The sequence below is a fragment of the Blautia sp. ZXY-1-C6 genome (assembly GCF_056339875.1).
In genome coordinates this window covers 1-15,322 of sequence record NZ_JBWJVQ010000149.1, presented here as the reverse complement: position 1 = coordinate 15,322, position 15,322 = coordinate 1, and the positions used below count along the sequence as shown (strand labels likewise).

At 42.0% G+C, this 15,322-nt stretch carries 15 protein-coding genes and 1 other annotated feature; of the genes, 10 read left to right on the top strand and 5 right to left on the bottom strand.

What is annotated here, in order from left to right; genetic code table 11:
- The 4 genes from coaE to AC075J_RS06325 form a co-directional block, all read left to right on the top strand.
- Positions 1 to 562: dephospho-CoA kinase (gene coaE, locus AC075J_RS06340; RefSeq protein ID WP_476390153.1), on the top strand; the 562-nt coding region annotated here is incomplete at its 5' end.
- Positions 549 to 1,343 (top strand): MBL fold metallo-hydrolase, encoded by a 795-nt coding sequence (locus tag AC075J_RS06335; RefSeq protein WP_008704729.1) that lies wholly within the window; start codon positions 549 to 551, stop codon positions 1,341 to 1,343. The genes coaE and AC075J_RS06335, both read left to right, overlap by 14 nt.
- 16 nt (positions 1,344 to 1,359) lie before the next feature.
- A complete protein-coding gene (locus tag AC075J_RS06330) occupies positions 1,360 to 1,632 on the top strand; it encodes an ACT domain-containing protein (protein WP_476390152.1) in 273 nt (90 codons plus the stop codon).
- Positions 1,633 to 1,721: 89 nt separating this feature from the next.
- Positions 1,722 to 3,086 (top strand): PFL family protein, encoded by a 1,365-nt coding sequence (locus tag AC075J_RS06325; protein ID WP_008704727.1) that lies wholly within the window; start codon positions 1,722 to 1,724, stop codon positions 3,084 to 3,086.
- 362 nt (positions 3,087 to 3,448) lie between these two features.
- Here AC075J_RS06325 and AC075J_RS06320 read toward each other — a convergent pair whose 3' ends face one another.
- Positions 3,449 to 4,540 (bottom strand): pyridoxal phosphate-dependent aminotransferase, encoded by a 1,092-nt coding sequence (locus AC075J_RS06320; protein WP_055060040.1) that lies wholly within the window; start codon positions 4,538 to 4,540, stop codon positions 3,449 to 3,451.
- Between the two features lie 615 nt (positions 4,541 to 5,155).
- Positions 5,156 to 5,407 (top strand) — a binding site (T-box leader).
- Between the two features lie 244 nt (positions 5,408 to 5,651).
- Here AC075J_RS06320 and AC075J_RS06315 point away from each other — a divergent pair.
- From AC075J_RS06315 to AC075J_RS06305, 3 genes are all read left to right on the top strand, one after another.
- Positions 5,652 to 6,674: an ABC transporter substrate-binding protein gene (locus AC075J_RS06315; protein ID WP_008704725.1), complete on the top strand. Its 1,023-nt coding sequence runs from the start codon at positions 5,652 to 5,654 to the stop codon at positions 6,672 to 6,674.
- Positions 6,675 to 6,849: 175 nt separating this feature from the next.
- Positions 6,850 to 7,776 carry an ABC transporter permease gene (locus tag AC075J_RS06310; protein WP_022380584.1) on the top strand — a complete coding sequence of 309 codons (927 nt, stop codon included), beginning with the start codon at positions 6,850 to 6,852 and terminating at the stop codon, positions 7,774 to 7,776.
- 3 nt (positions 7,777 to 7,779) lie between these two features.
- Entirely contained in the window at positions 7,780 to 8,574 is a 795-nt protein-coding gene (locus AC075J_RS06305) for an ABC transporter ATP-binding protein (protein WP_022380585.1), read from the top strand.
- A 119-nt stretch (positions 8,575 to 8,693) separates the two neighbouring features.
- On the opposite strand, the gene AC075J_RS06300 is transcribed toward AC075J_RS06305, so the two are convergent.
- The gene (locus tag AC075J_RS06300) at positions 8,694 to 9,968 is read right to left on the bottom strand and encodes a chloride channel protein (protein WP_055060038.1); all 1,275 of its coding nucleotides are present in this window, start codon (positions 9,966 to 9,968) and stop codon (positions 8,694 to 8,696) included.
- A gap of 18 nt (positions 9,969 to 9,986) precedes the next feature.
- On the bottom strand, positions 9,987 to 10,514 hold the full coding sequence (locus AC075J_RS06295; protein WP_044952045.1) for an HdeD family acid-resistance protein: 528 nt from the start codon (positions 10,512 to 10,514) through the stop codon (positions 9,987 to 9,989).
- Between the two features lie 118 nt (positions 10,515 to 10,632).
- On the opposite strand from AC075J_RS06295, the gene AC075J_RS06290 reads away from it, so the two are divergent.
- Positions 10,633 to 11,949 (top strand): IS4 family transposase, encoded by a 1,317-nt coding sequence (locus tag AC075J_RS06290; protein ID WP_020993221.1) that lies wholly within the window; start codon positions 10,633 to 10,635, stop codon positions 11,947 to 11,949.
- A 243-nt stretch (positions 11,950 to 12,192) separates the two neighbouring features.
- Positions 12,193 to 12,606, top strand: coding sequence for a potassium channel family protein (locus AC075J_RS06285; protein ID WP_008704717.1), 414 nt, complete (start codon positions 12,193 to 12,195; stop codon positions 12,604 to 12,606).
- A 9-nt stretch (positions 12,607 to 12,615) separates the two neighbouring features.
- Here the strand turns inward: AC075J_RS06285 and AC075J_RS06280 are convergent, their stop codons facing one another.
- Together AC075J_RS06280 and AC075J_RS06275 are read right to left on the bottom strand one after the other, a co-directional pair.
- Complete coding sequence (locus tag AC075J_RS06280) at positions 12,616 to 13,404, bottom strand: DUF2238 domain-containing protein (RefSeq protein ID WP_008704716.1); 789 nt, start codon at positions 13,402 to 13,404, stop codon at positions 12,616 to 12,618.
- A gap of 80 nt (positions 13,405 to 13,484) precedes the next feature.
- Positions 13,485 to 14,852, bottom strand: a complete 1,368-nt coding sequence (locus AC075J_RS06275) for a tRNA(Met) cytidine acetate ligase (RefSeq protein WP_476390151.1) — start codon at positions 14,850 to 14,852, stop codon at positions 13,485 to 13,487.
- Positions 14,853 to 15,062: 210 nt separating this feature from the next.
- On the opposite strand from AC075J_RS06275, the gene AC075J_RS06270 reads away from it, so the two are divergent.
- Positions 15,063 to 15,322: phosphate acyltransferase (locus tag AC075J_RS06270; protein ID WP_476390150.1), on the top strand; the 260-nt coding region annotated here is incomplete at its 3' end.

The window sequence follows — 15,322 nt, the reverse complement described above, 5'->3', positions numbered from 1 at the left end:
AAAAAGTACAGTGCTTGATTTTCTTGAAGAAAAGTATCAGGCATATGTGATGAAAGCAGATGAGATCGGGCATCTGGTGATGGAGCCGGGGCAGTCCTGTTATGAACCGGTGATTGCACTATTTGGAAGACAAATCATAAAAAATGATAAAACTATTGACCGCAGACAGGTTTCGGATGTAGTATTTTCACATCCAGAGCTTCTGGAGAAATTAAACCAGATCATCCATCCGGCTGTGAAACAGTATATCAGAGAGCAGTTAGCTGTAAAGAAACAGCAGGAACAGAAGATATGTGTGGTGGAAGCTGCACTCCTTCTGGAAGATCATTATCAGGAGTTTTGCGATACGATATGGTATATTCATACGGATGAAGAGATCCGTATCAGGAGACTGATGGAGAACCGCGGTTATACAAGAGAGAAATCAGTCAGTATCATTGCCAGTCAGGCACCGGAGACTTTTTTTCGGGAAAATGCAGACTATGTTGTGGTAAATAACGGAGATTTTGCACAGACCAGACGGCAGATTGAGGAAGGAATCAGAAAATATGAGACTTTGTAGCATTGCCAGCGGAAGCAGCGGAAACTGTATTTATGTGGGCTCAGATAATACCCATCTTCTGGTGGATGTAGGCATCAGCGGAAAAAGAGTAGAACAGGGATTGAATTCTCTGGAATTGACAGGAAAAGATATTGATGGTATCTTGATTACACATGAACATTCGGATCATATCAAAGGTCTGGGCGTGATCGCAAGGAAACATCAGATACCGGTTTATGCGACAGAAGGAACTGTGGAAGCTTTATCTCACATGAATCTTGGAAAAATGCCGGAAGGGATTTTTCGTGAGATACACGAAGATGAGCCTTTTGAGATTAATGATCTGACAGTGAATCCTTTTACGATCCCTCATGATGCTGCACAGCCTGTAGGATACCGGGTAGAGTGTGGAGAGCATTCTGTGGGGATTGCTACAGACCTTGGAAAATATAATGAGTACATAGTCGGTAATCTGCAGAATCTGGATGCGCTTCTTCTGGAAGCAAATCATGACATCCGTATGCTGCAGGTTGGAAAATATCCCTATTATCTGAAACAGAGAATCCTTGGAGACAGGGGACATCTTTCCAATGAGAATGCAGGCAGGCTTTTATGCAGGCTGCTGCATGACAATATGAAAGGGATTTTCCTTGGACATCTGAGCAGGGAAAATAACTATGAGGAACTGGCATATGAAACCGTCTGTTCAGAAGTAACCTTAGGTGACAACCCTTATAAGTCGCGTGATTTCAGAATTCAGGTGGCACAGAGGGATTGCATATCAGAAGTAATTACAGTGTAGAAAGGACAAAGAACTTATGAAAAAGACAATCATCACAGTAGTAGGAAACCATACCGTAGGAATTATTGCAAAGGTTTGTACTTATCTTGCAGACAATAATGTAAACATTCTTGATATCTCCCAGACCATCGTACAGGGATATTTCAACATGATGATGGTAACAGATGCCAGCAAATGTGAGAAAGACAACGGAGTTCTTGCCAAAGAACTGGAAGCCCTTGGAGATAAGATCGGTGTAGTGATCCGCTGCCAGCATGAAGATATCTTCAATGTAATGCACAGAATCTGAGAAAATCTAAGCAGGTAAGCCACTGAGGGACTTTCCTGTATCAGATTGCCTGAAAAATGCTGAGAGAACATACAAGGGAGAAAAACAAAATGATCAATATTTTTGAAGTAAATGAAACGAATAAAATGATCGAGCAGGAGAATCTGGATGTGCGTACCATTACTATGGGTATCAGTCTTCTGGACTGTATTGACAGTGATCTTGCTGTTTTAAATGAGAAAATCTATAAAAAGATCACAACCTGTGCAAAGGATCTGGTATCTACAGGTGAGGCTATTTCCGGTGAATATGGAATTCCGATCGTAAATAAAAGAATTTCCGTAACTCCGATCGCATTGATTGGCGGAGCTGCATGTAAGACAAAGGAAGATTTTGTAACTATTGCAGAAACTCTGGATAAGGCTGCCAAGGTGGTAGGCGTAAACTTTATCGGCGGTTATTCTGCACTGGTAAGCAAGGGAATGACTCCTGCTGAGAGACTTCTGATCGAATCTATCCCACAGGCTATGGCGAAGACAGAGCGTGTCTGCAGTTCTGTAAATGTTGGATCCACACGTACAGGTATCAATATGGATGCTGTTAAGCTGATGGGTGAGATCGTTCTGGAAACAGCGAAAGCTACCAAAGATCAGGATTCCCTGGGATGTGCGAAGCTGGTTGTATTCTGTAATGCACCGGATGATAACCCGTTTATGGCAGGTGCTTTCCATGGTGTGACAGAAGCAGACACTATCATTAACGTTGGTGTCAGCGGACCTGGCGTTGTTAAGACTGCGCTGGAACAGGTAAGAGGTAAGGATTTTGAAACTCTTTGTGAGATGATCAAGCGTACTGCCTTCAAGGTAACACGTGTTGGTCAGCTGGTAGCACAGGAGGCTTCCAGACGTCTTGGTGTTAAGTTTGGTATCGTGGATCTGTCTCTGGCTCCTACTCCTGCAATTGGTGACAGTGTTGCTGAGATCCTTGAGGAGATTGGTCTGGAGCATGCAGGTGCACCGGGCACAACAGCAGCGCTTGCTCTGTTAAATGACCAGGTTAAGAAGGGTGGAGTTATGGCTTCTACAGCAGTTGGTGGTTTGAGTGGTGCATTTATTCCGGTCAGCGAGGATCAGGGTATGATCGATGCGGTGAATGCAGGGGCACTGACTCTTGAGAAGCTGGAAGCTATGACTTGTGTATGTTCTGTAGGTCTTGATATGATTGCAATTCCCGGAGATACGAAGGCTTCTACGATTGCGGGTATTATTGCGGATGAGTCTGCAATTGGTATGGTGAACCAGAAGACTACGGCGGTTCGTCTGATCCCGGTAATTGGTAAGGGGGTTGGCGAAGTGGTTGAGTTCGGTGGACTGCTTGGTTATGCACCGATCATGCCGGTGAATCAGTTCTCCTGTGATGCGTTTGTGCAGCGTGGCGGAAGGATTCCGGCACCGATCCATAGCTTTAAAAACTGATAAAAAAGGCCAGAAACTTCGGAAAAGGGGAGTTTCTGGCTCTTTTTATGTTCAAGAGGGACGCGGGGCGGAAAATATTTTATCTGGGGTGCGGTTTCGGAGCCTAAGATATTCTAAGCCGCCAGAAATCTGCTAAAAGCATGAGCCGTCTTGTCAAACTCGCTCCGTTGCAAACTTCGCTCAGACAGTGAGGCAGACGGCTCATAACGCAGATTTCTGGTGACTAAGAATATCTAAGACTCCTGCAAATGCACCCCAGACAAAATATTTTCCGCCCCGCTGGTAGCTGGTTTTAAGCTATGATGGATTGGATTGTTTGTATTATTTTATGGAATTACTATAAATAAAAGAAATGTCCTGCTTTAAAGGGATTCCAGTATATGCAGAAGTCGGGTGTTGTCTTCGGGGTGCATGATGCAGAAGCGGATGTATTCGCCGTCCAGGCATTCGAAGGAGGAGCAGTCACGGATCATGAGACCCTGACGGATGCAGGCGTCGAAGACGTCCCGGGAGGTCAGGCCGGGCTTCTGGATTTTCAGGAGGAGAAAGTTGGCGTAGGCCGGGTAGGTTTTGTAAGTGGGGATATTCTCCAGTGCTTTGAGCAGGCGGGTGCGTTCTGAGAGAATGAGGTCTCGGGTCTGGCGGATGTAGTTTTTGTCCTTGAGCATCAGCTCGCCGGCCAGGGCTCCCAGACTGTTGAGGGACCATGGTACCTGTTTTTCTTTCATTTTTTTGAGAAATTCCAGGTTCCCGGTGATTCCGTAGCCAAGACGCATACCTGGGGCTGCGTAGAATTTTGATACGCCGCGCAGAATCATAAGGTTCGTGAATTCTCTGGTAAGGCTGACAGCAGTGATCTCATTGATATCCGGGGCAAATTCTACATAAGTTTCGTCGATCATCACGAAAATGTTCCGCTCATTGCAGAAGGAAACGATTCTGCGCAGGTCATTTATGCTAATTGCAGATGAGGTAGGATTATTTGGGTTGCAGAGGATGAGAAAATCGTATTTTCCATCCAGGGTGTGACAAAGATCATCTACATTGAGGACAAAGTTATCCTCTTCGCGCAGATGGTAATATTCCTGTGTACTTCCGGAGAAGGAGAGTTCCCTGGAGTATTCTGAATAGGTCGGACCCAGGATAAGGGTATGCTTTGGATTTCGTTCCTGTATCAGCAGTGCGATCAGTTCGCTGGAACCATTTCCGGGAAGGATGAATTCAGCAGGAATATTACAATATTCTGAAATTGTGCTGCGAAGTGAAGTATAATCTCTGTCTGGATAAGAAGACAGGATATCCAGCCGTCCTGCAAGCTGTTCCTTTACATGCTCGGAAAGCCCCAGCGGATTTACATTAGCCCCAAACTTCACAATTTCCTCCGGCTTAAGCTGATAGACCTCACATATTTTCTCAATATCACTCCCATGAAAAACCATTTTTGCTGTTGACATATAATATCCCTCATTTCTATATAAATAATCTATTTAAACTTAAAATTACCACATAGCAGATCGCAGATCTTTTCTGAACATTATTTTAACACTTATCACATCGTTCTGTAAACATCACTGTTTACATATTGCTATCCTGAAATATACAGGTCCCAATATCATTGCAGCAGGCATTTAACAGAAGGCAAGTCCCCACCCACTGCTTATTGCTTTTCGCAACCACCGCAGGGGATTTACTTGATCCGATTAAATAAGTCTCCTGCGGTGGTGCAGAAAGCAAGCAATTCGGCATGCTGTCGAAAATGGAATATATGTCAATTTGTCAGTACACAGCGAAGGAATGGGAAGGGATTTCGGGCGCATTTGAGGGTTCATAGTAATTCTTGGTATTTGGGAAGCTGCGTTATTCAAAAAAATCTCACTGTCTGAGCGAAGCGAGTTTGAGATTTTTTTGAATGCTTTTAGCAGCTTCCCAAATGCCTTAGAATTACATGGTTCCGAAACTAAGCCCGAAATCCCTTCCCATTCCTTCGCGTCCCTTTTGAAAAAATTAATGGGAAAAAATAAAAAATAAACCTCTTGACATATCTGCATTAGCGTGGTAAAGTAAACACATCAAAACCGATGAGAAAGAAGAGTAAACAACCAAGAATCATTCCAGAGAACGGCAATTGGTGGGAAGCCGTATGAAACTGATTGTTGAATGGCCTTTCGAGGGCGGTCCGAAATCTTGATAAGCGTGAGAGTAGGCACCGACGGGAACCGAACCCGTTATAAATCAGGAGTGTATGTTTGTACATGAGAAAGTGGACGATTCGTCAATTTGAGTGGTACCGCGATAATAAGATTCTTATTACCGTCTCAAGCAACAGATAGCTTGTGGCGGATTTTTTTATATATAAAGAGAATCTGTTATATGGCACCCCCTGTAATGCAGGAAAATCTGCTGATGGCAGGTGGGTATCACAGCAGTTGACACATCCGGGAAAAAGAGGAATCCGGGGAGTTCTTTCTCACAGACAGTAACAAGGGATTGGTAAACATCCCTGAGACTATGGCAGTTAAAAAACCATGAACTGCTAAATAAGATGTAGAGAGAGGAAAAAAGACTATGAAAAAAAGAGTATTAGCAATCGCAGCAACAGCAATGGCAACTATGATGATGGCATCACCGGTTATGGCACAGGATTTCAAGATCGGTATCTGCAATTATGTAGATGACGCTTCCTTGAATCAGATCGTAGACAACATCCAGTCCCGTCTGGAAGAAATCGGCAAGGAAAAAGACGTAAATTTTGATGTGTCCTATGATAACTGTAATGCAGATGCCAATGTTATGGAACAGATCATTTCTGATTTTCAGGCTGATAATGTAGATTTGATGGTAGGTATTGCAACACCTGTAGCAATGCGTATGCAGTCCGCAACAGAAGGAACCGATACACCGGTTGTATTTTCCGCAGTGTCTGATCCTGTAGGAAGCGGCCTTGTAGAGGATCTGGATGCACCGGGAGCAAACATTACAGGTACAAGCGATTATCTGGATACAGCATCCATCATGAAACTGATCCAGGCAGTGAACCCGGATGTAAAGAAAATCGGACTTTTATACGATATCGGACAGGATTCTTCTACAACAGCCATCCAGGAAGCCAAGGATTATCTGGATAAAGAAGGCATCGAATATGTAGAGCGTACAGGTACCACAACAGATGAGGTACAGCTTGCAGCAGATGCACTGGTGGCAGATGGCGTAGATGCAGTATTCACACCAACTGACAACACAATTATGACAGCAGAGCTTTCTATCTATGAGAAATTCATTGATGCAGGTATCCCACAGTATACAGGAGCTGACTCCTTTGCACTAAACGGTGCATTTGTCGGATATGGTGTTGATTATGCAAACCTTGGACAGAAGACAGCAGATATGATCGCAGACATCCTTATGAATGATGCAGATCCTGCAACAACATCTGTTGAAACTTTTGATAATGGTACTGCAACAGTAAACACAGAAACCTGCGAGGGACTGGGACTTGATCTTGAAACTGTTAAAAAAGATTTCGAGCCGTTATGCACACAGGTAAATGAGATCGTTACAGCAGAGAGCTTTGATGATGTAGAGAAATAATAAGGATATTCGGACAGCATTTTGAATAAATTCAGAATAAGTTCTGGGTTTATGGAATCCATTGTGCCGGTTGAAAAGACTGATATATTTTCTGAATTAAAATGAACAGCAGCAGATATTTTCTGTTGCTGTTCATTGAATGTAATAAAATAAATACAAACTGGAGGAAATCATCGTGACTATTGCGACTATACTCTCTCTTGGAGAGACCGCGCTGAAACTTGGCCTGATCTGTTCATTGACAGTTCTTGCCCTGTTTCTCAGTTATTCCATGCTGAATGTCTGTGACCTTTCCACTGATGGCTGTTTTACACTGGGAGCAGCAGTGGGAGCAGCAGTGGCAGTCAGCGGACATCCTTTTTTATCAATTTTTGCAGCTATGGCTGCAGGTATATGCTCGGGCTTTGTGACAGCCATACTTCAGACAAAGCTGGGTGTTGACAGTCTTCTTGCAGGAATTATCGTTAATACGGCTCTTTATTCTGTGAATATTGCAGTGATGGGAGGTTCCTCCCTGATCAATATGAACAGAACAGAGACGGTATTTTCCATGACGAAAGAAACATTGAAAAGTACACCGCTGAAAGGAAGAGGAGATATTGTAGTTGCTTTCATTGCAGTAGCAATTGTGATTGTCTTCCTTGTATTTTTCTTAAGGACAAGACTTGGTCTGGCAATCAGGGCAACAGGAAATAATGCAGATATGGTAAAATCCTCATCTATTAATCCGGTATTTACTACGATTGTAGGTCTCTGTGTTGCCAACTCCTTCACAGCACTTTCCGGATGTCTTCTGTCTCAGTCACAGAAATCTGTAGATATCAATATCGGACAGGGAATGGTTACCATCGCGCTGGCTTCCCTGCTGATCGGTGGTACGATTCTTGGCAGAGGTGGAATTTTCGTGAGAGCTGTTGGCATGGTACTTGGATCTTTTATTTTCCGTCTGGTATATACCGTCGCACTGAGATTCAATATGCCGGCATTTATGCTGAAACTGGTATCTTCTGTAATCGTTGTGCTGGCTATTTCAGGTCCATATTTGAAAAAACAGTGGCCGCAGATTAAGAGAAGAATGACTCACAGGAAGGGAGTACAGTGATTTATGCTGAAGATTGAACATATTTCCAAGACTTTTAATCCGGGTACGGTAAACGAGAAACAGGCCATCAGAGATTTATCCCTGAATTTGGAGAAGGGCGATTTTGCAACGATCATCGGTTCCAATGGAGCTGGTAAATCCACTCTGTTTAATGCAATCTGTGGAGATTTTCTTACAGATTCCGGTGTGATCATGCTGGATGGACAGGATATTACTTTTATGCCCCAGCATGTACGTGCAAAGACCATCGGTCGCCTGTATCAGGATCCTATGAGAGGAACTGCACCCGGAATGACCATAGAAGAGAATCTGGCGCTTGCAGCAGGGAAAGGCGGATGGCTTTCCCATGTGTCCAGACAGGAGAAAGAGCGATTCCATGAAGAGCTGAAACTTCTGGATATAGGACTTGAGAAACGTATGACTCAGCCGGTAGGACTTCTCTCCGGTGGACAGAGACAGGCGCTGACACTTCTCATGGCAACCATGAATCCGCCCAAGCTTCTGCTTCTGGATGAGCATACAGCAGCCCTTGACCCGGGAACAGCAGAGAAGGTGCTGAATCTTACGAAACGGATCGTGGAGGAGCATCAGCTTACCTGTCTGATGATCACCCACAATATGCAGTCGGCCCTTGATCTGGGAAATCGTATTCTGATGATGGATTCCGGAGATATTGTGCTGGATATCCATGAAGAAGAAAAGAAAGGCCTGACAGTGGAAGGACTTCTGGAGAAGTTTAAGACAGGTGCCGGTAAGATGCTGGATAATGACCGTATTCTTCTTTCCGGAGAAAAGTAATTATAAAAATAACATGTAATTGTAAATGAAAGAACCATTATATACAGAAGTTATAGTTGTTGCCTGAGGCATACAGCCATGTTTTCTGATATAATGGTTCTTTTTGTCTGGTAGCGACTCTATTGCTTGCTGTAATTTGCAGAAGGTTCCTGCTCTGGTTTGAGTGTGATAAGTTTGCTCCCAACCGCTGCTGCGATGAATATCCAGATAAACATTTTAACCGGGAAGCAGAGGAAGAGAAGCATGGTTACTGCCAGTGGCTTTTTCATAATTCCACCCAGAAGTGATGCAGTAACGATTGCAGCTCCAAATACCACATGTCCCCCGTCTGGCCCGCAGGTCAACATTGCCACGCCGTATCCCATACATACTCCGGCAAAGATGACAGGGAAGAAATGTCCTCCCTTTAAACCGAACTGAATACACAGATTTGTCAGCAGGAGCTTAAAAAACGCAATGCCAATAAGTGCCAGCGGCAGATAAGAGGTATAGGTTTTCATAAGTGTTCCCATCTGTTCTTCTCCGGAAAACATAAGTGCAGGTAAGAATGAACCTGCGATTCCAAGGCATAAACCTGCAAAAATTTCTCTGACAACTGCCGGGAATCTGTTGGAAATATTTCCGGTCAGTTTGTGTGTTGCCTGATAGAAGTATGCCAGGATAAGACCGCACAAAATATACAGAATCATAAGCAGATAGTCTTTTCTCTGGATTTCCACCATATCAAAGGATGGAAATCCGGAAAGCCCTGCACCAAAAAGTGCAGATAAACCTGCATAAATACCAGTGCCTGCAGCCAGCGCGATTCCGTAAATAAATAATCTGGAACCCTTTGTTAAGGCTGCAAGATCTTCCTCGGAGTTTTCTTCTACTTCGAAAATACCGAACAGAGGTGCGTGAAACAGCACACTCATGGAGACTGCGGCACCAATCTGCGAATAATTTCTGGTATTCTGTTTGGCAAACTTCAGATTGTCTCCGGCCCAGTAGCATAAACCTACGATAATACCGGTAAGTCCAGCTTCGGGACCTACACTGCTTCCTATGAGTAATGGCAGCAGTGCTGCCACCATCATTACAAGCATGTTTTTGTATTCGTATCTTTTTTCTGTTCTGACTTTTCCCATAACAGTTTCCAGATCTTCGGGATAGTCTCCGAATATTTTTCGGAAAATACCGATAATTGCCGCACCGGCTACACAGATAAGAATCGTATAATATGGAAAAGAAGTTTTTCCGGGAAGCCATTTCCACAGAAATTCAGTTCCCACTGCCATTATTTTCAGCAGGATCCATACCAGTGCACCGGCAACAGCACCAATGAGTGCACAGAACAGCCACAATTCAAGCTGATTTTTTAAAGATACGTTTTTGGGGCTTTTTGTGTTATTCATACAGTCATAACCTTTTTGTTAGTTTTCGGTCTTTCCGAAATTGATTCCAAGTACGATCATATTGATACCCTGCATCAAAACAGAAAAAGCGATCATATATCCTGCAGAGATCATGGTAAGTATAGGATGGGTAAATGAAATGATGCTGACAATTACGGATAAAACACCGCACACAATACTCAGGATACCTTTTCCTTTAGATGTTTTATATACCTTTGTGCCGGCGGCAATCTGGAAAATACCGTAGATCAGAATGATTGCACCGACCATATAAGCTGCCATTACGTCTGTGATGAACCGCTGAATGCCGCTGAATAATAAGATAATACCTGCAAGTCCTTCCAGAACACCGAGAATACATGCTCCGATTTCTTTCTTTTCTTTGGATAAAGAAAGGATTACAAGTTCAATACCATTTACAAACAGAAGGATTCCCAGGATCCATCCGATGGCAAGAAAAGTTCTCATTGGTCTTACAAGAGTGTAGACTCCTAATAACAATGTTAAAACTCCGGTGATCAAAGTGAGGTATTTTAGCAATGTCATTAACTTAAAAGCAGAAGATATTTATTCCTAAAAGGATTAGATATCTTCTGCTTTTTTTGATATGCTTATATTGTAAAAAGAAGCCATGAACCTGCTCAAAAAAAGGATGTGATTATACATGAAACATTCTCAGAAACGTACATTCATGGATATAGAAAAAATGAGTTCTGATGAATTTAAGGCATTTTGCCGATTAGGTAATAAAAATCATTTTACCAGAATCCGAAAAATGCCTCTTCAGGATCTTCTTTTCACAATGATAAACAGAAAGGGGCTGACGTTGGCATTGGAACTGAGAAATTATATGAAACTTGCTCATCCTGGTGTGTCTATTTCAAAACCAGGATATCTGAAACAGCGTATGAAACTTAATCCAGATGCTTTTTTGGAATTGTATAAATATCATAACCGTAACTTTTATGCAGATTCCACCTTTTCAACTTACAAAAATCATTTAATATTAGCTGCTGACGGCTCAGATATTAATATTCCTACCACTACTGAAACACTGAAACTGTATGGTTCTGCAAGCCGAAAAAACACAAAACCCCAAGCACAAATAGGATTAGGCTGTATTTATGATGTAATGAATCGTATGATACTGGAAAGTGACTGTAATAAGGTGAAATTTGATGAAATGCGCCTGGCCGAAAAACAGATGGAACGAATACCGGAAACAATAGGCAACATTCCCTATATTATTATCATGGATAGAGGCTATCCTTCTACGCCAGCGTTTATACATATGATGGATAAGGATCTTAAGTTTATCGTACGTTTAAAAAGCAGTGATTACAAAAAAGAGCAAAGCAGTTTAACAGAAAATGATCAGCTGGTTAAAATAAAACTTGATAAATCAAGAATCAGACATTACGAAGGGACGCCGGATGGAGAACGTATGAAAGAACTGGGTGAAATTTCATTGCGTATGGTAAAAATCCTATTAGAAAATGGAAATCTGGAAGTTTTAGCTACAAATCTTTCACAAACGGAATTTCATACAGAAGAAATAAAAGAATTATATCATATGAGGTGGGGAATAGAGACTGCGTATGAAACACTAAAGAATCGATTGCAGTTAGAAAATTTTACAGGTACAAAACCTATTCTGTTATTACAAGATATATACAGCACCATATATCTGAGCAATTTAGTCGAAGATATCATATTAGACGCAGAGCGTGAACTGGATCAGAAGGAAACAAACAGAAAACATAAAATGATGATCAATCAGACAGTTAGTATTGGAATCTTAAAAAACGATCTGATTTATATACTTCTTGAAACGGATGATCAAAAGAAAAATATATTATTTCAGCAAATATATGAAGATATCAGTAAGAATCTGGTTCCTATTCGTCCTGATCGGCATTATACCAGAACGAAAGGGCGGTTAGCAGGGAAATATTCAAATACTCATAAAAGAGCATACTAATCTAGAAAATACGAGTACAAAGAGAAGGGGATAAGTATGCCCATATAAAAAAACAAAAAGCAGGAATCATAGTTTTATAAATACTTACGATTTCTGCTTTTTGCTAAAGTTAATGACATTGGGTATTTTAGTGCTTTATTATCTTTCATACTGTTAAGCTCCTTTCATATTGCAAGTGAAACCGTTTTATACTATACTTCAATTAATTTCAGGCAGTATATTATTTTATTGGAGGACAAGTGCATGAAAAGAATTAAAGTATTAGGCAGTGTGTTAAAACGGACTCGTGCAGATAAAATTATCATTGGTTTTATTGTGTTTATTTTTGCTATCGCAGCAGTGATCCAGCTGGTTGAACCGGACATTAACCGATACGGAGATGCACTGTGGTATTGCTATGCGGTGATCTCCACTGCCGGATTTGGCGATGTGGTTGCGGTTACTTTTATTGGAAAAATGTGTTCCGTTCTTCTGACGATCTATTCGCTTTTTGTAGTTGCCATTGCCACCGGGGTAGTGGTTAATTTCTACACCCAGATGGTGGAATTGCAGCGAAAAGAGACACTTGCCATGTTTATGGATCAGCTGGAAAGACTTCCTGAGCTTTCCAGAGAAGAGCTGGAGAATATTTCCAGAAAAGTGCGCCAGTTTCGGTAGCTGTGGATCTTACTGATTTTTGGAAGAAAGTTCTTCTTCCTGCTTGCTGCGTACCTGCGGGATCAGAGAAGCTGCCAGCTTTCCTTTTCCGCGGTTTCGCAGATACAGAATACCAATGATAGAAAATACGACTGCGCCGATAAAGTTTACGATCAGATCTTTCATGGTATCAACAATACCAATATCAAGATAGCCTCCCAGATTCCAGGTCTCGCCGTTAACGGCCAGGGACTGAACATCTACATGGATCGGAACATTTGCACCGGTAGGATTCAGCTTCACAGAGTTGATGGCCGGTACGATCCAGTCCTTCTGCATATCCATTCCAAAAAACCAGTCCATGCTGAATTCAAAGAATTCCCACATAACACCAACAGTCATTGAAAAACAGAATGCAAAAAAAGCTACAAAATACGGTGACATTTTAATGGAAAACCTGTCGCTGCGGTTAAAAAGATCAATCAGTGCAAATCCGATGGCAGCCATCAGAAAACCGTTAGTAGTATGTAAAATGGTATCCCAGATAGGGATTTTTACATAAAAGGCATTGATTTCGCCAAGAATTTCTGCTGAAAAGATAAAGATCAGAATCACTGTTTCCAGTCCCGGTGGTATTGTGACGTTCAGTTTCCTGTCCAGAAACTGGGGAACCATAAAAAGGATCAATGTCAAGATTCCCAGAAACATATTGTGGTAATTTCCCAGGAAAAACTGACGTACAACAGATAAGATTACCAGGGCGGTAAGTACCATCTGAATCTTTGTTCTGTTCTTTTTCAAACCTGAATTAGCTTTCATTTTTCTTTTCCTCCTTCCTTATTTTATATCCTTATCCTCACTGTTTGTATTTTAACATAAGTGCATCAAAACAACAAGAATTATAGGATAATAAGCTGTTTCTGGGACTCGTGGCAGAATTTTCTGCCGGTTTTCAGACACAGAAGTTTTTCATATAAATTGGAAGAAAAAACAGTTTCAGATAAAATCTGATTACCTTCACTGTCCAAAAGATTTTGGGCGTCCGCAAGCTTGGTGATAAGAGGAATTTGGCTGTGCTGCTTGATCTGGCTTAGCAGTTCACTGCTTTCCCTGCGGAAACCAAGAACCCTGGCAAAGGGAATCTGAGTGGGTGCAGTGTGGATATTTAATATAATATGAAGCAATGCCCTCTGTATCCTTGTCTGAGTCAATTCTCTGGTTTTTAAAACAGATACAGATTGGGAAAAGGACAACAGAAGATTCTGCTGATTTATGATTCGCCGGGCGAGATCCGCGGAAACATCCATATAGGAAGAAAGGCTTTCTACATTTTCTTTCATAAGGCAGTAAGAAAGAATAGAGTCCAGAGAATTTTCTGTGAGAAATTCACCGGAGTCCAGCGCCTTTTTGAAAACGTAAAAAGCATCTGGTGGAATCTGGGATGATAATATATTGGCAGTTTTGGTATCCGGATTCCTGACTGGATTATTTATGTCTGAGCTTGCCTCTGAATGGCCATCTCCTGGATTCTGAATAAGACTGCGTATAGCAGTTGCAGATGCAAAGAAATCAGTAGATGACTGTAAATCAGGGGAGGAGCTTGCTGAATCTCCTTCAGGGACAGTGGTTTCATGATAACCCATTCCTTCCCTGCGGATGGTAACAGGGCGGATCTGGCTGTTCAGGCGGAGAAGTGCCTTGCAGTATTCGATCCCCAGAATATTATTCGGTGTATTCAGGATCTGTGTAACTTCATTTAACAGAGGAGTAAGTACCCCGTCAAAATCGTCACCACTGAAGTTGCGCGGATTTTTAAAATATTCTGTCAATGCCTGGCTTCTGGCAGCCGGAAAAGTCAGCCCTTCGCTTAAAAAGCTTTTCAGTAGCTTTTTATATTCTTCAGGTTCTTCTACAAGGATCTCAGCCAGTTCTTTCAGTGCGCTGATCTCCCCGGATTCACTTCCAAAGCAGAGCATATCAACAACGCCAAGACCGTCCAACAGGGAAACACCTCCCATTGCGAAGGCTTCCGCACTTGCAGTAGAGACAGATACCGGCATTTCAAGCACAAGGTCAGCGCCGCACCGCAGAGCCATTTCTGCACGTGTATGTTTGGAGATGAGAGCAGGGGTGCCACGCTGCACATAATCTCCGCTCATGGCAACGATAACATAGTCTGCTTTTAGCTTTTCTTTTGTATACCGGATCTGATATTCATGTCCTTTGTGAAAAGGATTATATTCTGCAATAATTCCTGCTGTTTTCATAAATTTACACAGATGCTCCTTCCTGAAATTCTGTAGAGTTCTCTTTTTTTAACCATATTGCATCTTAAAAAATACTTTTTTATGTCATATTCTACCATTCAGATGCTTGAAATACAAGGCTTCAGGAGTTATAATGAAAACAGCGCAGATAATTGATAGAAAATTGACATTGGATATCAGAACTGCTATATGAAAGGAGCCATTTTAATCATGGGATTTATTGACACACTCAAAGAGAGAGCAAAAGCAAACGTAAAAACAATCGTACTTCCGGAGACAGAAGATAAGAGAGCTCTGGCAGCTACAGAGAAAATTTTAAAAGAAGGAATTGCAAAGGTTATCCTTGTTGGTAACGAAGAAGCTGTTAAAAAGAGTGCAGCTGAAGACGGATATGACATTTCCGGCGCACAGATCGTAGATCCTGCTACATCAGAGAAAACACAGGGATACATTGACAAGTTAGTAGAATT

Bases quoted from the DNA above. Each gene is read 5' to 3' on its own strand.
- AC075J_RS06335 (WP_008704729.1), top strand. From the start codon at position 549: ATGAGACTTTGTAGCATTGCCAGCGGAAGCAGCGGAAACTGTATTTAT.
- AC075J_RS06330 (WP_476390152.1), top strand. From the start codon at position 1,360: ATGAAAAAGACAATCATCACAGTAGTAGGAAACCATACCGTAGGAATT.
- AC075J_RS06325 (WP_008704727.1), top strand. From the start codon at position 1,722: ATGATCAATATTTTTGAAGTAAATGAAACGAATAAAATGATCGAGCAG.
- AC075J_RS06320 (WP_055060040.1), bottom strand. From the start codon at position 4,540: ATGTCAACAGCAAAAATGGTTTTTCATGGGAGTGATATTGAGAAAATA.
- AC075J_RS06315 (WP_008704725.1), top strand. From the start codon at position 5,652: ATGAAAAAAAGAGTATTAGCAATCGCAGCAACAGCAATGGCAACTATG.
- AC075J_RS06305 (WP_022380585.1), top strand. From the start codon at position 7,780: ATGCTGAAGATTGAACATATTTCCAAGACTTTTAATCCGGGTACGGTA.
- AC075J_RS06300 (WP_055060038.1), bottom strand. From the start codon at position 9,968: ATGAATAACACAAAAAGCCCCAAAAACGTATCTTTAAAAAATCAGCTT.
- AC075J_RS06295 (WP_044952045.1), bottom strand. From the start codon at position 10,514: ATGACATTGCTAAAATACCTCACTTTGATCACCGGAGTTTTAACATTG.
- AC075J_RS06290 (WP_020993221.1), top strand. From the start codon at position 10,633: ATGAAACATTCTCAGAAACGTACATTCATGGATATAGAAAAAATGAGT.
- AC075J_RS06285 (WP_008704717.1), top strand. From the start codon at position 12,193: ATGAAAAGAATTAAAGTATTAGGCAGTGTGTTAAAACGGACTCGTGCA.
- AC075J_RS06280 (WP_008704716.1), bottom strand. From the start codon at position 13,404: ATGAAAGCTAATTCAGGTTTGAAAAAGAACAGAACAAAGATTCAGATG.
- AC075J_RS06275 (WP_476390151.1), bottom strand. From the start codon at position 14,852: ATGAAAACAGCAGGAATTATTGCAGAATATAATCCTTTTCACAAAGGA.